The following is a 22,281-nucleotide window of genomic DNA, read 5'->3' on the forward strand; positions in this document are numbered from 1 at the left end:
GAGGGGCAGCCGGCCGCTGCGGAGGGCCGCTGGGTCAGCTCACGCGGCGCAGCAGGCGGCCGTTCTCCACCGGCTGGGGCTCCGCGGCGTCGGCGAACGCCTGGCGCGGCTCGTCCATGTCGGGAAGGCCGGCGTAGTCGCGGCGGAGGAAGAGGCCGAGGGTCCAGTCGGTCAGCACCCGGAACTTGCGGTTGAAGGTCGGCACCGCCATCAGGTGGTAGGCGCGGTGGGCGTACCACGCCATCCGGCCGGTCAGCTTGATCTTGCCGAACAGCTGGGCGGCACCCTTGTGCAGGCCGAGGCCGGCCACCGCGCCGAGGTTGTCGTGGCGGTAGGCGGTCAGCTTGCTGCCGCGCACAGTGGCGATGACGTTGTCGGCCAGCACCGGGGCCTGGCGGACGGCGTTCTGGGCGTTGGGCGGGTAGAAGCCGCCCTTGCCGTCCGGCACCTGGGCGTTGTCGCCGCCGGCGAAGGCGTTCTCCACACCGTTCACGGTCAGGTACTCGCTGGTGTCGACGTGGCCCTTGGGGCCCAGCGGCAGGTCGCTCGCCGAAACCACCGGGTTCGGCTTCACACCCGCGGTCCACACCAGCGTGCCGGCCGCGAACTCCGCGCCGTCGCTGAGCCGGATGACCTGGTCCTCGGCGGACTCCAGGAAGGTCTTCAGCCGCACGTCGATACCGCGGCGGCGGAGCTGGTTCAGCGCCTTCCCGCCGACCTCCGGGCCGACCTCCGGCAGGATCTTGTCGGCCGCCTCGATGAGGTAGAAGCGCAGGTCGTCGATGCTGATCGACGGGTAGATGCGGGTGGCGTCGCGGACCATGTCCTCCAGCTCCGCGATGGCCTCCGCACCGGCGAAGCCGCCGCCGACGAAGACGAAGTTGAGCGCCTTGGCGCGCACCTCGGGGTCGTCCGTGGAGTCGGCGATGTTGAGCTGCTCGAGGACGTGGTTGCGCAGGAAGGCGGCCTCTTCGACCGTCTTGATGCCGATGCCCCACTCGGCCAGGCCGGGGATGGGCAGCGTGCGGGAGACCGCGCCGGCAGCCATCACCAGGTAGTCATAGGCGATCTCGCGCGCCTCGCCCACCTCAGGCTCGAAGCTCACCGTGCGGCCGGCGTGGTCGATCCGCACCACGCGCCCGGTGAGCACCCGGGTGCGGTTGAGGACCTGGCGCAGCGGCACGACAACGTTGCGCGGAGCGATGCTGCCCGCCGCCGCCTCCGGCAGGAAGGGCTGGTAGGTCATATAGGAGTTGGGGTCGACGACCGTGATCCGGGCTTCGCCCGCCCCAAGCTTCTGCTCCAGACGCCGCGCCGTGTACATACCGAGGTAGCCGCCGCCGACGACGAGTACGTGCGGGATCTCCGCCTCATCGCCGCCGCCGTGCACCAGCCGGTAGTTCCTGTGCTCCGTGGTCATCGCAAATCCGCCCTCAAATCCCGTTCCCCGGCCCCTGCCGGGGCAGGTGAGATCGGTAAGTCACCGTTGACGTGCATGTCTCTCTTCTGTCGCGTCCGACGAAAAGATGGCATCTCCGCTTGCGCCGGATCGGCTCGCCAACCGGCCCGACGCTTGTGCATTCTTTCACAAGCCCTCTCCGACACAAAAGGGACGACCAGGAGAGGTTTAGACCATCATAAAACCTTGCCGCGGCACATCAGACCAGGTCAGGCCGGATGTTAAGGCTTTCACATGCCCGCGCCCGGGTGATGCGTCTCACGGGCCCGCCAACGGAATGACGCTCCACCGCTTCCGTGTACACATATTCGCGTACACTTGCGTCATGTCTGAGAACAGCGTCTCGGTGCGCGAAGCCCGCGCCCACCTCGCGGACCACATCAACCAAGCCGAGGAAGGAACTCCTACGGTCATCACCCGCAACGGCAACCCGGTCGCCGCGGTGGTCCCGATCGGAGACTTCGACGCCCTCGAAGAGGCGGCCGATGTACTGCTCGCCCGAGAGGCGGAGGCGGTCCTCCGGGAGGGCGGGCCGACCGTGAGCATGGCTGAGCTGCTGGCCGATCTCTTCTCCGAGCGCTCTGATGGCGCAGCGTGAAATACGCCTTCCGGTTCACACCGGCAGCGCAGCGCCAGCTCCGCGCCATCGACAGGCCGACGGCGATGCGCATCCTCGCCGCTCTCACAGCCTTGGGAGACGACCCCTACCAGTCAACCGCCGACGTCAAGAAACTCGCCGGGCAATCGGGGCTGTTCCGGCTCCGGGTCGGCAGCTACCGGGTCGCCTACCAGGTCCACAACGACGAACTCATCATCCTCGTCGTCACGGTCGGCAACCGGCGCGAGGTCTACCGCAAGCTCTGAAGCCCTCCTCACTCCGCACCGAGGATGAGGCTCCAGGCGAGGCCGTCGAGGATGTCGTGCTCGCCGGCGATGAAGGCGTCCGCACCGGTCCGGGCCAGCACCCGGTCCAGCACCAGGGCGCCGGCGCCGATCACGTCCACCCGCCCGGGGTGCATGACGCCGATCTCCGCGCGCTCGGCGTGCGGCATGGCCAGCAGGTCCCGGGCGATCCGGTCGGCCCGGTCCGCGCCGACGCGGGTCAGGTGGATCGCTTCGGAGTCGTAGGCAGGCAGCCCGAGGGACATGCCGGCGACCGTGGTGGCCGTGCCGGCGACGCAGACCACCGTGCCGGCCTCGCGCAGCGGCACCTGGGCCTCCGCGGCGTCCAGGGCGGCGTCGATGTCGCGCTCGGCGGCCGCGATCTGCTCGGCCGAGGGCGGGTCGTCGGCCAGATGCCGCTCGGTCATCCGCACGCAGCCGATGTCCACCGAGACCGCGGCCCGCACGGCGCTGTCGGCCGCCTCCGCCGCATCGGCGCCGGTGTAGCCGAGCACGAACTCGGTGGAGCCGCCGCCGATGTCGACCACCAGGAACGGGCGGCGGCCCGCCTCCGGGTCGGCCTCCAGCTCGGCGGTGGCGCCGATGAAGGAGAGCTCGGCCTCCTCCTCGCCGGTGACGACCTCCGGCTCGACGCCGAGGATCTCGCGCACGCCGTCGATGAACTCCTGCCGGTTGGCGGCGTCCCGGGTGGCACTGGTGGCCGCCATCCGGACGTGCTCGGCGTCGAACGGCACACCGTGCTCGTGCATCAGCTCGGCGTAGCCGCGCAGCGCGGTGAAGGTCCGCTCCAAAGCTTCCGGGGCGAAGGAACCCGTGCGGTCCACGCCCTGGCCCAGGCGGACGATCTCCATCCGCCGCTCCAGGTCGACCAGGCTCGCCTCGCTGCCGTCCGCGCCGGTCTCCTCCACCAGCGTGGTGATCAGCAGGCGGACGGAATTGGTCCCGCAGTCGATGGCCGCAACCGTACTCACTTCGCCTCCTCAGAGTCCGTGCAGACGCACGGCCCCTTCGCCCACCATCGGGGCAGCTCTTCCAGGGCTTCGGCGCCGAACGGGTTGCTGCCCGGCTCGGCGAGTTCGTGCGCGACCAGGGCGTGCAGGCACTTGACGCGCTCCGGCATGCCGCCGGCGGTCTGCATGCCGTCCGGCAGCGGCGGCTGGCCGTCGGCGGCGGCCTGGGCGTCGCGCTCGGCGCGGTAGGACTCGTGGGCCCGGGTGTAGGCGGCCTTCAGCTCGGGGTCGCCGGCGAGCCGGTCCTGCATGGCGCGCATGGCGCCGCCGGCTTCGAGGGTGCCGATCGCCGACGCGGCGCGCGGGCAGGTCAGGTAGTACAGCGTGGGGAACGGCGTGCCGTCTTCGAGCCGCGGCGCCGTGCGCACCACGTCGGGCAGGCCGCACGGGCAGCGGTGCGCCACCGCGCGCAGGCCGCGCGGTGCGCGGCCGAGCTGGGCCTCCATCGCGGCGGCGTCGGCCGCGGAGACCGGATGATCGGCCGGAGGCGCCGCCGGGGCCTCCCGGCGGGCGGCAGCGGTGCCGGGGGCGGGGCCGGCCGGGTGCGGGTCGTCGGAGAGGTGTGCGCTGTCCATTGCGGTCTCAGCGTAGCCGCAGCGCACTACCGCTCCGGCGCGTCCTGCCCGCCGGCGCCGCCGCGGCCGGCGGCGTCCGGATCGTCGGCCGCCTGGACCGACTTCCAGAGCAGCGTGTACCAGGGGTCCTCGGGGGCGTCGGCGGCCTCCTCGGCGTGCTGCTCCTCGTCGCCGTCGACCACGACGTAGGCCCGCTCGCCGGGATACTGGTAGTGCAGCCGGGTGCGCGCCTCGCGCTCGATGTAGTCGGCATCACCCAGCTCCTCGCGCCGCTCGGTGAGCGTGTCGACCGAGTCCTGTCGCTGGGCCAGCTCGTCCTGGAGCCGGGCGATCTCGGAGCGCTGGGCGATGTACTCGCGCAGCGGGTAGGCGAGGCTCAGCGCGATGGCGCACACGACCAGCGCCAGGATGGCGGCACGACTGGTCAGCGCGGGCTTCAGCACCCGGCCCGCACCGGCAGCGGCCGCGGCGGCACCGCTGCCGCCCTGCTTGGCCTTGGGCCCGGTGCCGGTACTGCGCGCCGCCGCGGGCCCGGTCTTCGCGCCCTTCGCCGCCTTCTTGGCACCGGCGGACTTCGCACCGGCGGAGCCGCCGGGCTGCTGCTTGGTTCCCGGAGCCTTCGCCCCGGAGCCCTTCCGGGCGCCCGCAGCGCTGTCGGCGGACGTGCCGCCGGCGGACTTCGCACCGCCGGCGGCGGAGCGGCCGGCCCGCGGGCCGCCGGGGGCGGCACCGCGGGCGGACCCGCCGGCAGCGGAGCGCGCCCCGCCGGCCCCGCCGCGCGGCGACCGGGTCCGGCGGGGGCGGGAGCGCTCGTCCGGCTCCTCCGGCACTGCTAGCCCTGCGCCCGGAAGCGGGGGAACGCGCCGGCGCCGGCGTAGACCGCCGCGTCGTCGAGCTCCTCCTCGATGCGGAGCAGCTGGTTGTACTTGGCCACCCGCTCGCTGCGGGCCGGCGCACCGGTCTTGATCTGGCCGGCGTTGACGGCGACCGCCAGGTCGGCGATGACGGTGTCCTCGGTCTCGCCGGAGCGGTGCGAGATCATCGCGGTGAACCGGCTGCGCTGCGCGAGGGAGACCGCGTCGAGGGTCTCGGTGAGGCTGCCGATCTGGTTGACCTTCACCAGCAGCGAGTTGCCGGCGCCCTCCTCGATACCGCGCTGGAGCCGCTCGGGGTTGGTGACGAAGAGGTCGTCGCCGACGAGCTGCACCTTGGCGCCGAGCTGCTCGGTGAGGGCCTTCCAGCCGTCCCAGTCCTCCTCGTCGAGCGGGTCTTCGATGGAGACCAGCGGGTAGGCGTCGACGAGCTCGGCGTAGTAGTCGGCCATCTGCGCCGCAGTGCGGGAGGCGCCCTCGAAGGTGTAGGCGCCCTCGGAGTAGAACTCGCTCGCGGCGACGTCCAGCGCCAGCGCGATGTCGGTGCCCGGGGTGTAGCCGGCGGCGCGGATCGCCTCGACGATGAGGTCGAGCGCGGCGCGGTTGCTCTCCAGGTTCGGCGCGAAGCCGCCCTCGTCGCCGACGCCGGTGCCCAGCCCGTGCTGCTTGAGCACGCCCTTGAGCGCGTGGTAGACCTCGGCGCCCCAGCGGACCGCCTCGCGGAAGCTCGGCGCGCCGATCGGCGCGATCATGAACTCCTGCACGTCGACGTTGGTGTCGGCGTGCGCACCGCCGTTGAGGATGTTCATCATCGGCACCGGCAGCAGGTGGGCGTTGGGGCCGCCCAGGTACCGGAAGAGGGGCAGGCCGGAGGTCTCCGCCGCTGCCTGGGCGACCGCCAGCGAGCAGCCGAGGATGGCGTTGGCACCGATCCGCGACTTGTTGGCGGTACCGTCCAGGTCGATCAGCGCCCGGTCGATGAGGCGCTGCTCCTCGGGGGCGAAGCCGAGCAGCTCGTCGGCGATCTCGTCGTCGACGGCGGCAACGGCCTTCTCCACGCCCTTGCCGCCGTAGCGGTCGCCGCCGTCGCGCAGCTCCACCGCCTCGAACTTGCCGGTGGACGCGCCGCTGGGGACCGCGGCGCGCGCCGTCGTCCCGTCGTCGAGCAGGACCTCGACCTCGACCGTCGGGTTGCCGCGGGAGTCGAGGATCTCCCGTGCCTGTACTGCCTCGATCGACGACACCGTAGCTTCTCCTTACGCCTGTAGCTTGCCGGCGCCGCGCACCCGGGTCCGCCCCGCCGGCGCACGACGGCTCCGAGCCTAGCGATCCCGGCCCTCCCCGCGCGCCCCCACCCGGCTCCGCACGCCTCATCCTCGCAGGCTGACCACTGCTACCCGCTGAGGGCACGCAGCGCGGCGCCCACAACCGCCTCCTTGAAGGCGGGGTCCCCGTCCCGGTCGAAGGCGGCGGCGTCCATCACCCCGCCGAAGGCGACGACCGCCATGGCCCGCTGCGCGGCGGCCGGCTCCGGCCCGAAGAGGACCGCGGACAGCCGCTCCCGCCAGCTGAGCACGGCGTCGACGATGGTCCCCACCCGCGCCACCGACCCGAGGTCGTGGAGGAGCAGCTCCATCACCCTGCGGTGGTTCCGGATGAAGTCGTAGTAGCCGCCGATGACCGCGGCCCGGTCGGGGCGGCCCTGCGCGGCGGCCGCCTCGGCCTCGGCGAGGTAGGACTCGCCCGCCGCGATCATCGGGTCGATGATCTCGGCGAGCAGGGCATCCTTGGACGGGAAGTGGTAGTAGAGCGCGGCTTTGGTGATGCCCAGCTGCTCCGCGATCTGGCGGAGGCTCGTCCCCGCGAAACCGTGCTGCGCGAAGAGGCCGAGCGCGGTCGCGCGGATCTCCGCCCGGGTGTCGGTCTGGCGCCTTGGCACGGCTGCCCCTCTCTGTCGTCCCCCGCACACCGGGACTCGCGTGTGCGGAAGCTGCTGCGCGGGGCCCACTGCTGCCCGCGGCCGCTTGGTGCCGGTCAGCGCCGGTCAGCGCCGGTCAGCGCCGCTGTCCGGCGCCGACCGCAGGACACTGCGGTGAGAGAACCCTATCTACTTGCCGCACGGTTAGTTACTTGCCGTGCGGCAGGTAAGTCGATTACCGTCGGGACCGGGCGCCCTTCCGACGGCGCGGGCCCCGCGCCAGTGCGCGCCCGGATACGGGGAACACGCCATGTCCGCAACCCGGAAGCCCGACCCGCCGCAGACCTCCCCCACCGCGCCGGCCCCCGGCCGCTCCCGCCGGGGCCGCGCCCGCACCGTGCTCATCGCCGGATGCAGCGTCGCCGGCCCCGCCCTGGCGCACTGGCTGGCCCGGTACGGCTTCGCGCCGACCGTCGCCGAGCGCACGCCGGAGCTGCGCACCGGCGGCTACGCCGTCGACCTGCGCGGCGCCGCCGTCGAGGTGGCCGCCCGCACCGGCGTCCTGGAGGCCGCCCGCGCGGCAGACGTCGACCTGGACTCCCTGGAGATCGTCGACGCGCAGGGCCGCGCCCGGATCTCGGCCGGCTCCGAGGTCTTCGCCTCCGGCGGCGGCGACGAAGTGGAGCTGCTGCGCACCGATCTCAGCCGGATCCTCTACGACGCGGCACAGGACGGGGTGGAGTACCTCTTCGGCGCCGCGGTGCGCGGCGTGGACGACCGCGGCGACCGGGTCCGGGTCTCCTTCGACGGCGCGCCGGACCGCGACTTCGACCTCGTGGTGGGCGCCGACGGCCTGCACTCCGCCGTCCGCGCAGCCGCCTTCGGCCCCGAGGAGCGGTTCCGCCGCTACGCCGGCGCCGTCATCTCCTTCTTCACCCTGCACGACGGCACCCGGTTCGACCACCGCGCGCTGCTGTACAACCGGCCCGGAATCGTCGCCGCCCTCTACGGGATCGACGCCGACACCCCGCCCATCGCCGTACTGGGGGCCCGTGCGCCGCAGGAGCCCCGGATCCACTACCGCGACACCGCGGGCCAGCAGGCGCTGCTGGCCGAGGCCTTCGCGGGGGCCGGCTGGCGCACCGAGGAACTCGCCGCTGCGGCGGCCGGCGCCCCGGACTTCTACTTCGACACGATCAGCCGCATCCACATGGACACCTGGTCGAAGGGGCGCGTGGTGCTGCTCGGCGACGCCGGGTACTGCCCGTCGCCCGCTTCCGGCCAGGGCTCCAGCCTCGCGCTGGTGGGCGCCTACGTGCTCGCCGCCGAACTGGCGGCGGCCGGCGGCGACCACCGCGCCGCCTTCCCCGCCTATGAGCGGGCCATGCGCACGTTCGTCCACCGCAACCAGGCGGTGGCCGACACCGGACTGGGCTTCCTGCTGCCCGCCAGCCGGACCGCCCTGGCCGCCCGCAACGCCGGCCTGCGCGTGATGCTCGGCCCGGCCCGGCGGCTCGGGCTGCACGGGCTCCTGGTCCGCCTCGACCACCGCATCGCCCGCGCCGCCAACGCCGTCGCGCTGCCCGACCACCGCCCCCTGGAGGCCGCCCGGAAGTGAGCGGCCCCCGGGGCGGGTCAGGCCGCGGTGGCTTCGCTCTTCTCCGGCACCGCGGACCGGACGCCGAAGCCGCGGGTGAGCGGCGCGAGGACCGCGATGAGGAGCGAGAAGGCGAAGCCGCTCCAGCAGAACACCGCCCAGGGCAGGAAGTCGAAGTTGGCGACGCCCAGCGTGGTGGCGAAGAAGACGCCGGAGACCGTCCACGGCATCAGGACCTCGGTGATGGTCACCGAGTCCTCCATGCTGCGCGACAGGTTGACCTGGTGCAGCCCGCGCCTGGCGTAGGCGCCGCCGTAGAGGTCGCGCACCAGGAAGAAGGTGACCAGGGCGTTGGAGGTCGCGTTGATGATGGCGAACCCCGACAGCAGCGTGGCGGCGACGAGGCCGCCGGTGCTGCGCAGCCGCTCGATGGCCCCGTTCAGCAGCACGTGCAGCGCACCCGACTTCTCCATGGCCGCGGCGAGGAAGAAGGCGCAGAAGACGAAGAACGTGGGCTCGTACATGGAGTGCAGCCCGCCGCGCTCCAGCAGTTCGGCGAGGGTGTCCGAGACGGGCGGCCCGGACAGCATCGACGTGGTGAAGCCGGAGACGGCCGAGGCGAGCAGGTCGGCCACCGGGAAGTCCTGGGCCAGCGCGGCGATGGCGAGCGCCGTCACCGACGAGGCGGAGAGCACCAGCAGCGGCGGGAACCGCAGGACCGAGCCGATCAGGACCACCGCGGCCGGCAGCAGCAGCACCGGCCCCAGGTAGAAGGCGCTGTCCAGCTCGGCCAGGGTGGCGGTGACCGCGCCCGCCGATGCGCCGTCCGCGTCGATCGTGGTGCCGGCCGCGATGAACACCGCGGCTGCCAGCAGCGAGGAGGGCACGGCCGTGTAGAGCAGGTGCTTGATGTGCTCGTACAGGTCGGCTCCCGCGGCGAGCGCGGCCATGTTGGTGGTGTCGGACAGCGGGCTGAGCTTGTCGCCGAAGTAGGCGCCGGAGACGACCGCGCCCGCCGTGATCGCGAGCGAGAGGTCCATCGTCTGGGCGACGCCGATGAGCGCCACCCCGACCGTGCCGCCGGCGCCCCACGAGGTGCCGGTGAAGGTCGCCACGACAGCGGTGACCACGAAGGACAGCACGTACATCGCGCCCGGGTCGATCAGCGACAGCCCGTAGTGGATCATCAGCGGGATCGTCCCGGACACCATCCAGGTGCCGATGAGCAGGCCGATGCTGAGCAGGATGAGGATCGCCGGCAGGGCGCGCTCGATCTTGGCGCCCATCGCGGCGACGACGTCGGACAGGGGCGCGCCGTACCACCAGGCGAACAGCGCGAAGACGGCGCCCGCGGTGATCACCATGAGTTCGGCGGGGAACTGCGCCACGCCGATGCCGCCGCCGAGCAGGAGGAGGGCGGCGGCCACCGGGAGGAGCGCCACTGCGGGGCGCGGTTGTGCGGGCGGGGACTCCGGTCGGGGGGTCGCCATCGGGAGCCTTTCTGGTGGGGGGTCGTGCGTCAGAACCGGCTGAACGCGCGGTCCAGGTCGGCCAGCTGCAGGTCGGCGCCTTCGAGGCCCACGGAGAGGCGGACCAGGCCGGGCGCCAGCCCGGCGGCGCGCATCGCCGCCTCGCTCCCCGGCCGCACCGGAGCGGTCGCGAGGCTCTCGTAGCCGCCCCAGCTCACCCCGGTGCGGAACAGCCGCAGGCCGTCGATGAAGCGGGCCACCTCGTCGAAGCCGGCACCGTCCAGTTCGAAGGAGAGCAGCCCGGAGAAGCCGCGGAACTGCTGCCGCACCAGCGGGTCGGCGGCGCCGTGCGCGGTGTAGGGGTGGTGGACCGCCGCCACCCGGGGGTGGGCGGCGAGGTAGTCGAGGACCTGCCGGGCGTTGCGCCAGTGCTCCTCCATCCGCGACGGCAGGGTGCGCAGGCCGCGCAGGAACAGCGCCGCCTCCATGGCCGACATGACCGAGCCGAGCAGCAGGTAGCCCCGGCGGAAGATCTGCTCGAGGGTGTCTCGCGGGCCGATCACCGCACCGCCGACCGCGTCGCTGTGGCCGCCGATGTACTTGGTGCAGGAGTGCACGGCGATGTCGGCGCCGAGCGCGAGGGGCTTCTGCAGCAGCGGGGTGGCCCAGGTGTTGTCCACCACCGTCGGGATGCCGCGCTCGCGGGCGAGGGCGGTGGCCGCGGGCAGGTCGAGCAGGCGCATCCGCAGCGTTCCGGGGCTCTCCAGGTAGACCAGCGCGGTGTTGTCGCGCAGGTGCGGCCCGATCCCGGCGGAGGGGTCGCGCACCACCGAGTGCTCGATGCCGAAGTCGCGGAGGCGCTCGGCCAGCTGGAGTGTCGGCCCGTAGACGTCGTTGGCGAACAGGACGTGGTCGCCGCTGCGCAGCAGCCCCAGGAGGACGGCGCTGATCGCGCCCATGCCGGAGCCGAAGCACTTCGCGGCCTCGCCGCCCTCCAGCAGGGCCAGCCGCTCTTCGAGGAACGCCACCGTCGGGTTGGTGCCGCGGCTGTAGACGAAGTTCTCGTGCTCGGCGGCCTGCTCGCGCGCGAACGTCGCGAAATCGGGCTTGGTGAACAGGCTCGTCTGGAAGACGGGCGGGGCGACGGCGCCCGCCTCCGCACCGGGGCCGGTCCACGCGGCGGCGCAGATCTCCCGGTCTTCGCTGCTCACGCCCCATTCCGGCACGTTCTGCTGCCCGGGCCCGCCCTCGGCCGTGTCCTCCGTGCCCACCGCGCTCCTTCCACCCCGGCGCGGACGCTCCGCACCGCCCGAACGTGTCGGACATCTTGTAGGACAAGCTGCTAAGTGGTCAATGGGGCGGTGCGCCGTCCTGCGGCGTCGATAGGGTGGTGCCGCCGCCGTGCAGGACCTGCGGGAGCGGCGGAACCGGCACGGCCGCGCGGCGCAGTCCGCGCGCACAGCAGCGAGGCGAGGGGCGATGACCGCGAGCGAAGCAGCGGACGGCACGCGCCGCGCCCGGCCGCACTCCCTCGCCTCCCAGGTCGCCGAGTTCGTCGAGGAGCTCTGCGTCGGCCCCGGCGCGGCACCCGGCCAGCGCCTGCCGTCGGAGAAGGAGCTGGCAGAGCGCTTCGGCGTGAGCCGCGTGGTGGTCCGCGAGGCGCTGAAGACGCTCGAAGCCAAGGGGCTCGTGCACCGCCGCCAGGGGCGCCCGGCGGTCATCGCCTCGCCGAACGCGCTTCCGGTGCAGGACTTCATCGCGGTCTCGGTGCTGCGCGACCGGCGGGCGCTGATGGAGTTCACCGAGATCCGCAAGGCCCTGGAGGTGCACGGCGCGCGGCTCGCGGCGCAGCGGCTGGGCACCGGCGAGGCGGAAGAGGCCCGCGGCGCGCTGGAGCGGGCCCGTGCCACCATCGGCCGGATGCGCGCCGCGCCGCTGGACATGGCGAACCGGCTGGCGACCGACCGCGATTTCCACCTGGCGGTCGCGGCCGCGTCGGGAAACCTCAGCCTGGTGCGGATGCTGGAAGCGCTGGAGCAGTCGCTGGCTGGCAGCCGCGAGCAGAGCCACCGGCGGTTCCTCGCCCACGCCGCCGACCCGGCCTCCTCCGCCGATGAGCACGAGGAGCTCCTCGGCGCGGTCTCCTCCGGCGATCCCGCCCGCGCCGTCGCCGCCATGGAGGACCACCTCCAGGTCACCCTGCAGGAGATCCGCACCCGGCCCGACCCGGCTCCCTGACGGGCCGGTTCGAGCTGCGGAGCACCGGCGCGGCAGGCGATACGGCCGCGCAGCGCCCCGATCGGCGGGAGAGCGCCTGCGCTGGCCGCCCCCGCCGGCGAGCCGGATCCAGCACCGCGGGCACAGCACCCGTATCCCCGCGAGCCGGCGGCCGCGGGACCCGATGCCGCCTGACCGCCTGCCGCCGGGGCTCCGGGCGACACGCCCCGGGTGGAAAGGGCGGCGCGCAGGTGCGGCGTCTAGGGTCGGGGGACCCGGTGGACGGCGGGCGGGATGGGGAGAGACGACGGCGAGGCACGCCAGCGGCGCCGCAAGCGCGCCCGCACGTTCGAGGCGTGGCTGCTCTTCGCGGCCTGGGCCGCCTCCGTGGGCGGGATCGCTCTGGCCGGGCTGCAGCTGGACGGGGCCCTGCCGCCGGAACTCGGCGCGTTCGCGGCCGCCCTCGCGGCCTGCGCGGCGGTACTCCACCTCACCGTGCGCTTCGCCGCGCCGCACGCCGATCCGGTCCTGCTGCCGCTGGCGCTGCTGCTCAACGGAGTCGGGCTGGCCGCCATCTACGGGCTCGGCGGCAGCGCCGGGCATGCGGAGGCGTGGCGGCAGCTGCTGTGGACCGGCGCAGCCGCGGCCGGCTGCACCGCGGCCGTGCTCGCCGTGCGCCATCCGCGCCGGCTGCAGCGCTACCCGTACCTGCTGGCGGCGGGCGGGCTGGTCCTGCTGCTCCTGCCGGTACTGCCCGGCATCGGCCTGGAGCTGTACGGGGCGCGCCGCTGGCTGTCGGTCGGCTCCTACACGGTGCAGCCGTCGGAGTTCGCGAAGCTGCCGCTGATCGTCTTCCTCGCCGGCTACCTGGGGCTGAAGCGCGACATCCTGTCGGTGGCGGGCCCCCCGGTGCGGGTGCGCGGCGTGAAGGTCTTCAGCATGCCGCGGATGCGGGTGCTCGGCCCGATGGCGGTCGCGTGGGGGTTCGCCATCCTGGTGCTGGTCTCCACCAAGGACCTCGGGACGTCCCTGCTGCTCTTCGCGGTGTTCCTGGCGATGCTGTACACGGCGACCGCGCGCAAGTCGTGGGTCGGCATCGGGCTGCTGCTGTTCGCGGTGGCGGCGACGGCGGCGTGGGCGATGTTCTGGCACGTGCAGCAGCGGGTGGCGATCTGGCTGGACCCGTTCGACCCGGCCCTGTACACCGCAGAGGCGGGCGGGAGCCGGCAGCTCGTGCAGGGGCTGTTCGCGCTGGCCGACGGCGGGCTGACCGGGACGGGCTTCGCCGGCGCCCGCTCGGCCGGCATCTTCGCCTCCGACAGCGACCTGATCCTGGTGACGATCGGCGAGGTGTACGGCTTCACCGGGCTGTCGGCGGTGCTGATGCTGCTCCTCCTCCTGGTGGAGCGGGGGTTCCGGATCGCGCTGGAGGCCCGCGACGTGTTCCTCACCCTGCTGGCCAGCGGTTTCGCGTTCCTCTTCGCGTTCCAGGTCTTCACCGTGCTGGGCGGCACCACCCGGCTGATCCCGCTGACCGGCATGACGACGCCGTTCCTCGCCGCCGGCGGGTCGTCACTGGTGGCGAGCTGGCTCGTCGTCGGCCTGTGGCTGCGCATCTCCGACGCCCGCTACCGCGCGTCCGACGCGCCGGCGGACACCGCCGCGGGCCAGTCCACCGAGCTCATCGCGGGCCTGCCCGGCCTGCGGCGCGCCGGCGGCCCGCCCGCGGAGGCGCGGGGCGCGGCGGGGCCCGGCGGAGAGCAGCGGGAGGACGCGGCCGCCGCTGCCGGCCGCCCGGCCGGCAGCGCACCCGCCCCGGGCGAGGGGCCGGACCTGCCGGACGCCGATGCCGGCGGGGGCCCGGAAGCAGCCGCCCCGGAGGGCGCCCCCGGCCGGGAGCCCTAAGGCGGGTTCGGTGGACACCTGCCCTGCTGCCCGGCGCCCTGGCACGTCCCTCGCGGCGTTCTCCTCTTCTCGGCCGGAAAACCCCGCCCCGACTCCCTCGTCGGCCGTGCGGCGGGTGCACCGCCGGCACCGATCGCGGTGAACGCCACCCACCACACACGCCCTAGCGCCGGCCCGCACGTTCCCGAGACGGCTGCGCCAGCGGGTGGAGGCGATCATCGGGATCTTGGAGAACCAGCTCGGCCTGGAGCGCCATGGCGCCCGCACCGCAGAGGGGCTGTTGGCCAGGGTGGGTCAGCGCATCCTCGCCCTGAACGCGGCGATCCGGCACAACCGGTTGGTGGGTGCCCCGGTGAAGCCGTCGCTGAGCACTGACGAGCACTGGCCAGGACACGCTTTCTGGGGCGAGGTCGGCGGACCGCCCTCCTGCTGTTGCCGCCCCGGCTCGCCCTCGCGGCGTTCTCCCCGGCCGGGGAGGCGAGGAGGGCGAGCTGGCCCGCCCCGACCCCCTCGCCGGCCGGGCGGCGGGTGCACCGCCGGCACCGGCGCAGCGGGGGCTTCCCGAGGCCCGCACCGCTGAACGGCGCGGAGCGCTTCCGCGGGTCAGCCCCAGTAGGCGGACCACTCATCGGCGGACAGGGAGCGGGGGTCGCGCCCCGCCTCGCGGGCGCGGGCTTCAGCGGCGCGGAGGCGGGTGTCGAAGCGGCGGGCGGCGGCGCGGAGGTCCATCTCCGGGTCGCCGCCGCTCCGGCGCTCCGCGCTGACCGCGGCGAACAGGCCGGCGCCGTCCCCGCCGTCGGCCCCGGCGGCCGCGATGAGCTCCTCGGGCACGCCGTTGCGTGCGGCGCGCTTCTGCAGCTCATAGGCGAGCAGCACGGCCGGCTGCGCGAACGGCACCCCGTCCAGCACCGAGGACGGACCGCCGTCCTGGCCGGCGCGCTCCGCCGCCTTGATCGCCTCCCAGTTGCCGCGCACATCATCGGCACCGGAGACCTCGGTGCCGGCGAAGACGTGCGGGTGGCGGCGGACCATCTTCGCGGTGATCGCGTCCGCCACGTCATCGACGGTGAAGCCGCCGTCCGGACGCTCCTGGGAGACCCGGGCGTGGAAGGCGACCTGGAGCAGGACGTCGCCGAGCTCCTCGCGCAGCGCCTCCGGATCGCCCTGCTCGATAGCCTCGACCGCCTCGTACGCCTCTTCGACCAGGTACTTGGCGAGGGACTCGTGCGTCTGCTCGGCGTCCCACGGGCAGGTGCGCCGCAGGGCGTCCATCACGTCAGTGAGCCGCTGCACGCCGCCGGCGGGCCGCTGCCCGCCCTGCGCCGCCGCACCGCCGCCGGTGTCCGCCGATTCCGTGCCCATGGGCACCCCTTCCGTATCGCTTCGTCCGTGCCGCCGCGCACCCGGAACGCGGGCGCCCGGGCCGCTCAGTCCGCGCCCCCGGCCAGCCACCCGCCCGCGCGCAGCGCCGACAGCACTTCGGCCACCGAATCCTCGGGCGCGGTACCCGTCGTGTCGATCACCAGGTCGGCGTCGCCGGGCTCCTCGTAGGGGTCGGAGATGCCGGTGAACGCCGGGATCTCCCCGGCCCGCGCCTTCGCGTACAGCCCCTTGCGGTCGCGCGCCTCGCACTCGGCCAGCGGGGTCGCCACGTGGACCAGGTACAGGTCGCCGTGCTCCTCCACCATGGTCCGCACCTCGGCGCGGGTGGCCGCATACGGCGCGATCGGCGCGCACACCGCCACCCCGCCGTGCCGGGTGATCTCACTGGCGACGTAGCCGATGCGCCGCACGTTGAGGTCCCGGTCCTCGCGGGAGAACGTGAGGCCGGCCGAGAGCATCCGCCGCACCACGTCGCCGTCCAGGAGGGTGACCGTGCGCCCGGCGCGGCGCACGCCGTCGGCGACGCCGCGCGCCACCGTCGACTTGCCCGATCCGGACAGCCCGGTGAACAGCACGGTGAGGCCGCGGTCGGTACGGGCCGGGCGGATGCGGGCCAGTTCGGCCGCGACCCGGGACGGCGTGAACCAGGCCGGCAGCGAGCGGCCGCGCGCCAGCATGGACTCCACCTCGGCCGGCGAGGGCTCGTCCACCGCAGCGGCCGGGTCGACGGCCGCCGCGGGGCGCCAGCTGCCGTGCGCCGCGTCGTAGCGCCACTCCCCCGGGTCGACGACCTCCCAGCCGCCGCGGGCGGTCCACCGGGCCGTGCCCTGCCCGGGTTCCGGCTCCGCACCCGGCTCCGCGGGCAGCGGGCCGTCGGCGAGAAGGTGGGTGGCGCCGTAGGAGCGGGCCACGTAGGGCGCGAGGAGGTCTCCGTCCCTGCCCGGCGGCAGCGGGACGCCGGCGAACCAGGTGCGCGGCGGAAGCAGCGGTTCGGCCGCGAGGACGGCGGTCGCAGCCCCTTCGCGCTCCAGGGGCAGGTCGAACAGGACGAGGACCTCGGCCGGGCCGTGCCGGCCCACTGCGTCGGCCGCGGCGCGGACCCGGGCCAGCGCGCGGTGGTGCAGCGGGCCGCGGACGGCCACCGCCAGCAGCGGGCCGGACCCGCCCTCGGCCTCGCGGCGGGCCCGCATCTGGGCGGGCGCCAGCCGCAGCGACCGCAGCGCGCCGTAGGCCGGCAGCCCGGCGATCACCACTTCGCCGGCCAGTCTCGGCCCGGGCGGGCGGCCGTCCGGTGCGGCGGCGCCTTCGGAAACGGTCCACCGCTCGGCGACGGCCAGCTCGGCGAGCGGCGCGCCCTCGGGGTCGGTCAGCAGCAGCCGGTCGGCCCCGGCGTGCTCCGCGGGTACCGGGAGGGTGACCGGCACCGGCCAGGGTGTTCCGTCGAGGCGGCGGCCGGACTCGGCCACGGCGTGCGCCTCCCGCTCGCCCATGAACCCCGCCATCGGGTACCCCCCGCTGAGGATCAGCTCCAGATGGCCCAGGCTCACCGGGTCAGGGGCGAATGCGGGCACGCCCCTCTCGTCGTCCGGCCCCGTGTGCAATCCGACCTCCGCTCGCTCGGTCCCGGCGGAGCCTCCCGCCCGGCCGGCGCGCATCCGTGCGCGCCGCGGCCGGGCCGCGCCCGCCGCGGACCAGCGTAGAGGGCGGCGCTGCGGCCGCGGCGGGCGGACTGAGGGCGGGGCCCGTGCGCGGCCGGCGGCGGGAACACCCGGGCTGCTCCAGGTGTTGGAACGCACGTCAGACGCAAACGAGCGAGATTGAAGGCAGCGAGACGGCGGCAGCGCCGGGAGCGCGTCCCCGCGGGGGCGTCCGAGCTGCCCGGTCGGGATGCCGGCGGCACTGCGCCGCAGTAGTCTGGACCGGCAGGGGAGCCGCCAGGTCCGGACCGGTGCGCGGCAGACGTGTGTCCGCACCCCGCCCGGACGCCCGCACGGCCGCAGTCCCCGCGGCGCGCCCGGAGCAGGCTCCCCGGCGCACTCCACCGACTCCGCACCGGCCACCGCAACCGCCCGCTCCACGGGCCGGTCTCCGACGGACCCCGCAGGGCGCCGCGTCGCGCCGCGCGGACTCCACCACGTCTCACGCCCTGAATGGTGATATGAGCCTCTTCGGACTTCTCCCCGCGGTCGTCGACGACCCGGCACTCCGGCAGACCGTCGAGACCGCCCGGCAGCACAGCAGCGATCCGCAGCTCGACCTGGTCGCGCCCGCAGCGGTGCGGCCGCTCATCGCGGGCGCCATCGCCGCCGAGGCACCGGTCGGCGCCGGCCGCACCGTGCTCTGCATCACGGCGACCGAGCGCGAGGCGGCCGACCTGGCCGAGTCGCTGGAGTCGCTGCTCCCGCCGGACTCGGTGGCGCTGTTCCCCGCCTGGGAGACCCTGCCGCACGAGCGGCTCTCGCCGCGCTCCGACACGGTCGGCCAGCGGCTCGCAGTGCTGCGCCGGCTCGCCCACCCCGACCCCGCCGACCCGCTGGCCGCGCCGCTCAAGGCCGTCGTCGCCCCGGTGCGCAGCGTCCTGCAGCCGCTCGTCGGCGGCCTCGGCGACCTCACCCCGGTACGGGTGCGCCCTGGCGACGAGGTCGCTCTGGACGACGTCGTCCAGGGCCTCACCGACGCCGGCTACGCCCGGGTCGACCTGGTGGAGAAGCGCGGCGACGTCGCCGTGCGCGGCGGCATCCTCGACGTCTTCCCGCCCACCGAGGAGCACCCGCTGCGGCTGGAGTTCTGGGGCGACACGGTCGAGGAGATCCGCTACTTCCAGGTGGCCGACCAGCGGTCGCTGCCCGAGTCCGGCGCCACCGACGCCGCGTCCGGCCTGTTCGCGCCGCCGTGCCGGGAACTGCTGCTCACCCCGGCAGTGCGGGAGCGCGCCGCGGAGCTCGCCGCCGAGCACCCGTCCCTCGCCGAAGTCCTCGGCAAGATCGCCGAAGGCATCGCGGTGGAGGGCATGGAGGCGTTCGCGCCGGTCCTCGCCGAGCGGATGCAGCCGTTCTTCGACTACCTCCCCTCCGGCGCCCACATCCTCGCCTGCGACCCCGAGCGGGTCCGCGCCCGCGCGCTGGAGCTGGAGGCGACCAGCAAGGAGTTCCTGGACGCGTCGTGGATCAACGCGGCCGCCGGCGGCGCCGCGCCGGTCGACCTCGGCGGCGCGTCCTACTCCTCGATCAGCGAGGTGCGCGCGAAGGCCGCCGAGCGGGGCCTGCCCTGGTGGACGATCGCCCCGTTCGAAGCCGGCGACCCCGGCACCGAAGACGCCGGGTACTCCGGCGGCGCGCCCCGCACGCTCGGCGCGTCCGAGGCCGACGCCTACCGGGGCGACACCGAGCGCGCCCTGGCCGATGTGAAGCGGTGGCTGCACGACGGCTGGCGCGTCGTCCTGGTCACCCAGGGGCACGGATCCGCCGAGCGGCTGGACGCGATGCTGCGCGGCGCCGGGCTCGGCGCCCGGCTCTCCCCCGATCTCACTGAAGCACCCGCCCCGTCGGTCGCCACCGTCACCACCGGCCTGCTGCACCAGGGGTTCGTGTGGAGCGGCGTGCGGACCGCGGTGCTCACCGAGACCGACCTGGTCGGGCAGCGCGCGTCGACGCGGGACATGCGCAAGATGCCCAGCCGGCGGCGCGGCGCCGTCGACCCGCTGCAGCTCAAGGCGGGCGACCACGTCGTGCACGAGCAGCACGGTGTGGGCCGCTACATCGAGATGGTGAGCCGCACCATCCAGGGCGCCACCCGGGACTACCTGGTCATCGAGTACGCGGCCTCCAAGCGGGGCCAGCCGGGCGACCGGCTGTTCGTGCCCACCGACCAGCTGGACGAAGTCACCCGGTACGTCGGCGGCGAAGCGCCCACGCTGTCCAAGATGGGCGGCTCGGACTGGTCCAAGACCAAGAGCCGGGCGCGCAAGGTCGTGCGGGAGATCGCCGGAGACCTGATCCGGCTCTACTCGGCGCGGCAGGCGTCGCCGGGCCACGCCTTCGGCCCGGACACGCCGTGGCAGCGCGAGCTGGAGGACGCCTTCCCGTATGCGGAGACGCCGGACCAGCTGGCGGCCATCGAAGAGGTCAAGGCCGACATGGAGAAGTCGGTACCGATGGACCGGCTGATCTGCGGCGACGTCGGCTACGGCAAGACCGAGGTGGCGGTCCGGGCGGCGTTCAAGGCGGTGCAGGACGGCAAGCAGGTGGCGCTGCTGGTGCCCACCACCCTGCTGGTGCAGCAGCACCTGTCCACCTTCTCCGAGCGCTACGCGTCGTTCCCGGTCACGGTGAAGCCGCTGTCCCGGTTCCAGTCCGAGGCGGAGGTCGAGACCACGCGCGCGGGGCTGCGCAGCGGCGAGATCGACGTGGTGATCGGCACCCACCGGCTGCTCTCCGACGAAACGCGGTTCAAGGACCTCGGGCTCATCATCATCGACGAGGAGCAGCGGTTCGGCGTCGAGCACAAGGAGGCGCTGAAGCGGCTGCGCACGCAGGTCGACGTGCTGGCGATGTCGGCGACGCCGATCCCGCGCACCCTGGAGATGGGGCTGACCGGCATCCGCGAGATGACGACCATCCTCACCCCGCCGGAGGAGCGGCACCCGGTACTCACCTTCGTGGGCCCCTACGAGGACAAGCAGATCGCGGCGGCCATCCGGCGCGAGCTGATGCGCGAGGGGCAGGTCTTCTTCGTGCACAACCGGGTGGCGTCGATCGAGAAGGTCGCGGCGTCGCTGAGCGAGCTGGTGCCCGAAGCGCGGGTCGCCTACGCGCACGGCCAGATGAACGAGCAGCAGCTCGAGCGGGTCATGGTCGACTTCTGGGAGAAGAACTACGACGTCCTGGTGTCCACCACCATCGTCGAGTCCGGCCTGGACGTGCCCAACGCCAACACCCTCATCGTCGACCGCGCCGACACCTACGGCCTGTCCCAGCTGCACCAGCTGCGGGGGCGCGTGGGCCGCGGCCGGGAGCGGGCCTACGCCTACTTCCTGTACCCGCCGGAGCGGCCGCTGAGCGAGACCGCCTACGAGCGGCTGTCCACGGTGGCGCAGCACACCGAGACCGGCGCCGGCATGTACGTCGCGATGAAGGACCTGGAGATCCGCGGCGCGGGCAACATCCTCGGCGCGGAGCAGTCCGGGAGCATCGCGGGCGTCGGCTTCGACCTGTACGTGCGGATGGTCGGCGAGGCGGTGCGCGAGCTCAAGGGCGACGGCACCGCCGCCGAGGAGGCCGAGACGCGGGTCGAGCTTCCGATCGACGCGCACATCCCGCACGACTACGTGCCGGGCGAGCGGCTCCGGCTGCAGGCGTACCGGCGGATCGCGGGCGTCGCCGGCGAGCAGGACATCGCCGCGGCCCGCGAGGAGCTCGTCGACCGGTACGGCCCCGTCCCGGAGCCGGTGGACAACCTGCTGCAGGTCGCGCGGTTCCGGGTGCTGGCCAAATCGGCCGGCCTGACCGACGTGGTGCTGCAGGGCGCGCAGATCCGCTTCACACCGGTCGAGCTGCGCGAGTCGCAGATGCTGCGGCTCCGCCGACTGCACCCCAAGGCGGTCTTCAAGGAGGCGTCCGGAACGCTGCTGGTGCCGGTCCCCAAGTCGGGCGGACTGGGCGGCAAGCCGCTCCGCGACCTCGCACTGCTGGCCTGGTGCACCGAGCTGGTGGAGTCCGTGCTCCAGCCCAAACCCGCCCAGCCGAGCGGGTCCAGCGCGCAGTAGCGCCGGCGCGTCCCGGCAGCCCGGTGGGCTGCCGGGGCGCGGCTGCGCCCGGGGCGGCCCACTCCGCCGGCGGCGCCGATCGATCCGGACCCCCGCCTTTGCCCGCGGGCGGAAGCCCTGCCCGCCCCTCCGATCAGCCGGCACCGCGGCGGGGACGGCTGCGCCGCGGCATGCGGGTCGGCGGCCGCGGCCGCCGACCGGCTTTCGGACCGTCAGGAATCACCCGTCAAGGTCGGCACCCCAACGGCACTGAACGACTACTCTTGGTGTCAGTAAAGACACGATCAGTCGCCAGCGTGCCGCCGTGCGCCCGGCGCGCAGCAGGGAGGACCGACCCGCGCATGGAGACCGTCGAAAGCCCGGAGCCGCGCCACCCCGGACTCCGGGACTGCGCCGCCGCGCTGCGCCGGCACCGGGTCCTCGTGCTCGGCGGGCTCGCCGCCGGCCTGCTCGCCGCGGGGATCGCGCTGGCCGCGGTACCGGCCGCCTACACCGCACAGGCATCCGTGCAGGTCGAGCCGGCCGGCGACGCCGCCACCGCCGGTGCCCCGCCCGGCTCCGCCAGCGGCGGAGTCGACGTCGCGACCGAGGCGCAGATCGTGCGCTCCACCGAGGTCGCGGCCGAAGCCGCCGACCTGCTCGGCACCGCCGAGGCTCCGGCCGCGCTGCGCGAGCGCGTCGCAGTCGAGGCACCGCCCAGCAGCAGCGTCCTCGACATCGCCTACACCGCGGGCAGCCCGCAGGCGGCCCGCCGCGGCGCGGCCGCGTTCGCCGACGCCTACCTCGCCGACCGGGCCGACCGGGCACGCACCCGGATCGACGACCGCCTCGACGCGCTGCGCGGCCAGCTCGACGACCGCGAGGGCGAACTCGCCGGACTCACCCGCAGCGGCGCCGAGGCACCCGGAACCGCCTCCCCGACGCGCGGCGCCGGCCGCGCGGAGGCCCTGCAGAACGAGATCACCGAGCTCACCGCGGCGATGACACCGCTCAGCGCAGCCCGGGACGCGCTCGATCCGGGCCGCGTGATCACCCCGGCAGTCGCCCCGGAGGCACCGGAATCGCCGCGCGGGCTGCTGTGGCCGGCCGCCGGCGGCCTGCTCGGACTGGCCGCCGGCGCCGCCGCGGCGCTCGCCGCCGACCGGCGCGACCGCACCCTGCGCACCGTGCGCGACCTACGCCGCGCCACCCCGCTGCCGGTGCTGCTCG

The 22,281-nt window shown here is 74.4% G+C and carries 17 protein-coding genes and 1 pseudogene; 8 read left to right on the plus strand and 10 right to left on the minus strand.

Annotation, left to right across the window (positions count from 1 at the left end):
- Nucleotides 1-34 precede the first annotated feature (34 nt).
- On the minus strand, nucleotides 35-1,420 hold the full coding sequence (locus ACYVGT_RS16125; RefSeq protein ID WP_460859019.1) for an NAD(P)/FAD-dependent oxidoreductase: 1,386 nt from the start codon (nucleotides 1,418-1,420) through the stop codon (nucleotides 35-37).
- 364 nt (nucleotides 1,421-1,784) lie between these two features.
- Between ACYVGT_RS16125 and ACYVGT_RS16130 the strand changes: the two genes are divergently transcribed.
- Entirely contained in the window at nucleotides 1,785-2,057 is a 273-nt protein-coding gene (locus tag ACYVGT_RS16130; RefSeq protein ID WP_460859021.1) for a type II toxin-antitoxin system Phd/YefM family antitoxin, read from the plus strand.
- On the plus strand, nucleotides 2,054-2,323 hold the full coding sequence (locus ACYVGT_RS16135; protein ID WP_460859024.1) for a type II toxin-antitoxin system RelE family toxin: 270 nt from the start codon (nucleotides 2,054-2,056) through the stop codon (nucleotides 2,321-2,323). The genes ACYVGT_RS16130 and ACYVGT_RS16135 overlap by 4 nt, the downstream gene beginning before the upstream one ends.
- Nucleotides 2,324-2,331: 8 nt before the next feature.
- Here ACYVGT_RS16135 and ACYVGT_RS16140 read toward each other — a convergent pair whose 3' ends face one another.
- The 5 genes from ACYVGT_RS16140 to ACYVGT_RS16160 all read right to left on the minus strand — a co-directional run bounded on the left by ACYVGT_RS16140 (nucleotide 2,332) and on the right by ACYVGT_RS16160 (nucleotide 6,758).
- Entirely contained in the window at nucleotides 2,332-3,333 is a 1,002-nt protein-coding gene (locus ACYVGT_RS16140) for a Ppx/GppA phosphatase family protein (RefSeq protein ID WP_460859026.1), read from the minus strand.
- Nucleotides 3,330-3,818 carry a DUF501 domain-containing protein gene (locus ACYVGT_RS16145; protein WP_460859060.1) on the minus strand — a complete coding sequence of 163 codons (489 nt, stop codon included), beginning with the start codon at nucleotides 3,816-3,818 and terminating at the stop codon, nucleotides 3,330-3,332. The genes ACYVGT_RS16140 and ACYVGT_RS16145 overlap by 4 nt, the downstream gene beginning before the upstream one ends.
- 155 nt (nucleotides 3,819-3,973) lie before the next feature.
- Entirely contained in the window at nucleotides 3,974-4,777 is an 804-nt protein-coding gene (locus tag ACYVGT_RS16150) for an FtsB family cell division protein (protein ID WP_460859028.1), read from the minus strand.
- A 2-nt stretch (nucleotides 4,778-4,779) separates the two neighbouring features.
- On the minus strand, nucleotides 4,780-6,063 hold the full coding sequence (gene eno / locus ACYVGT_RS16155) for a phosphopyruvate hydratase (RefSeq protein WP_460859030.1): 1,284 nt from the start codon (nucleotides 6,061-6,063) through the stop codon (nucleotides 4,780-4,782).
- A 149-nt stretch (nucleotides 6,064-6,212) separates the two neighbouring features.
- On the minus strand, nucleotides 6,213-6,758 hold the full coding sequence (locus tag ACYVGT_RS16160; RefSeq protein ID WP_460859032.1) for a TetR/AcrR family transcriptional regulator: 546 nt from the start codon (nucleotides 6,756-6,758) through the stop codon (nucleotides 6,213-6,215).
- Between the two features lie 289 nt (nucleotides 6,759-7,047).
- Here ACYVGT_RS16160 and ACYVGT_RS16165 point away from each other — a divergent pair, with 289 nt between their 5' ends.
- Nucleotides 7,048-8,355, plus strand: coding sequence for an FAD-dependent monooxygenase (locus ACYVGT_RS16165; RefSeq protein ID WP_460859034.1), 1,308 nt, complete (start codon nucleotides 7,048-7,050; stop codon nucleotides 8,353-8,355).
- A 17-nt stretch (nucleotides 8,356-8,372) separates the two neighbouring features.
- Here the strand turns inward: ACYVGT_RS16165 and nhaC are convergent, their stop codons facing one another.
- Nucleotides 8,373-9,824: a Na+/H+ antiporter NhaC gene (gene nhaC / locus ACYVGT_RS16170; RefSeq protein ID WP_460859038.1), complete on the minus strand. Its 1,452-nt coding sequence runs from the start codon at nucleotides 9,822-9,824 to the stop codon at nucleotides 8,373-8,375.
- Nucleotides 9,825-9,853: 29 nt separating this feature from the next.
- Nucleotides 9,854-11,074 carry a trans-sulfuration enzyme family protein gene (locus tag ACYVGT_RS16175; RefSeq protein WP_460859039.1) on the minus strand — a complete coding sequence of 407 codons (1,221 nt, stop codon included), beginning with the start codon at nucleotides 11,072-11,074 and terminating at the stop codon, nucleotides 9,854-9,856.
- Nucleotides 11,075-11,282: 208 nt separating this feature from the next.
- Here ACYVGT_RS16175 and ACYVGT_RS16180 point away from each other — a divergent pair, with 208 nt between their 5' ends.
- The 3 genes and pseudogenes from ACYVGT_RS16180 to ACYVGT_RS16190 all read left to right on the plus strand — a co-directional run.
- Nucleotides 11,283-12,041, plus strand: coding sequence for a FadR/GntR family transcriptional regulator (locus tag ACYVGT_RS16180; protein WP_460859043.1), 759 nt, complete (start codon nucleotides 11,283-11,285; stop codon nucleotides 12,039-12,041).
- 273 nt (nucleotides 12,042-12,314) lie between these two features.
- Nucleotides 12,315-13,925 carry an FtsW/RodA/SpoVE family cell cycle protein gene (locus ACYVGT_RS16185; RefSeq protein WP_460859045.1) on the plus strand — a complete coding sequence of 537 codons (1,611 nt, stop codon included), beginning with the start codon at nucleotides 12,315-12,317 and terminating at the stop codon, nucleotides 13,923-13,925.
- A gap of 175 nt (nucleotides 13,926-14,100) precedes the next feature.
- Nucleotides 14,101-14,307 (plus strand): annotated as a pseudogene (locus ACYVGT_RS16190) (IS982 family transposase); the annotation flags it as partial.
- A gap of 221 nt (nucleotides 14,308-14,528) precedes the next feature.
- Here ACYVGT_RS16190 and mazG read toward each other — a convergent pair.
- Together mazG and cysC are read right to left on the minus strand one after the other, a co-directional pair.
- Nucleotides 14,529-15,287 carry a nucleoside triphosphate pyrophosphohydrolase gene (gene mazG / locus ACYVGT_RS16195; RefSeq protein ID WP_460859047.1) on the minus strand — a complete coding sequence of 253 codons (759 nt, stop codon included), beginning with the start codon at nucleotides 15,285-15,287 and terminating at the stop codon, nucleotides 14,529-14,531.
- A 65-nt stretch (nucleotides 15,288-15,352) separates the two neighbouring features.
- Nucleotides 15,353-16,963, minus strand: coding sequence for an adenylyl-sulfate kinase (gene cysC, locus ACYVGT_RS16200; protein ID WP_460859049.1), 1,611 nt, complete (start codon nucleotides 16,961-16,963; stop codon nucleotides 15,353-15,355).
- Nucleotides 16,964-17,466: 503 nt separating this feature from the next.
- Here cysC and mfd point away from each other — a divergent pair.
- Together mfd and ACYVGT_RS16210 are read left to right on the plus strand one after the other, a co-directional pair.
- Entirely contained in the window at nucleotides 17,467-21,072 is a 3,606-nt protein-coding gene (gene mfd, locus ACYVGT_RS16205; RefSeq protein ID WP_460859052.1) for a transcription-repair coupling factor, read from the plus strand.
- A gap of 341 nt (nucleotides 21,073-21,413) precedes the next feature.
- The coding region (locus ACYVGT_RS16210) for a Wzz/FepE/Etk N-terminal domain-containing protein (protein ID WP_460859054.1) at nucleotides 21,414-22,281 on the plus strand (868 nt) is incomplete at its 3' end.

The organism is Nocardiopsis coralliicola, from assembly GCF_054779695.1.

Coding starts and splice junctions, on each gene's coding strand:
- ACYVGT_RS16185 (WP_460859045.1), top strand. CDS start 12,315: ATGGGGAGAGACGACGGCGAGGCACGCCAGCGGCGCCGCAAGCGCGCC.
- ACYVGT_RS16125 (WP_460859019.1), bottom strand. CDS start 1,420: ATGACCACGGAGCACAGGAACTACCGGCTGGTGCACGGCGGCGGCGAT.
- ACYVGT_RS16145 (WP_460859060.1), bottom strand. CDS start 3,818: ATGGAGGCCCAGCTCGGCCGCGCACCGCGCGGCCTGCGCGCGGTGGCG.
- ACYVGT_RS16165 (WP_460859034.1), top strand. CDS start 7,048: ATGTCCGCAACCCGGAAGCCCGACCCGCCGCAGACCTCCCCCACCGCG.
- cysC (WP_460859049.1), bottom strand. CDS start 16,963: ATGCGCGCCGGCCGGGCGGGAGGCTCCGCCGGGACCGAGCGAGCGGAG.
- nhaC (WP_460859038.1), bottom strand. CDS start 9,824: ATGGCGACCCCCCGACCGGAGTCCCCGCCCGCACAACCGCGCCCCGCA.
- mazG (WP_460859047.1), bottom strand. CDS start 15,287: ATGGGCACGGAATCGGCGGACACCGGCGGCGGTGCGGCGGCGCAGGGC.
- ACYVGT_RS16130 (WP_460859021.1), top strand. CDS start 1,785: ATGTCTGAGAACAGCGTCTCGGTGCGCGAAGCCCGCGCCCACCTCGCG.
- mfd (WP_460859052.1), top strand. CDS start 17,467: ATGAGCCTCTTCGGACTTCTCCCCGCGGTCGTCGACGACCCGGCACTC.
- ACYVGT_RS16180 (WP_460859043.1), top strand. CDS start 11,283: ATGACCGCGAGCGAAGCAGCGGACGGCACGCGCCGCGCCCGGCCGCAC.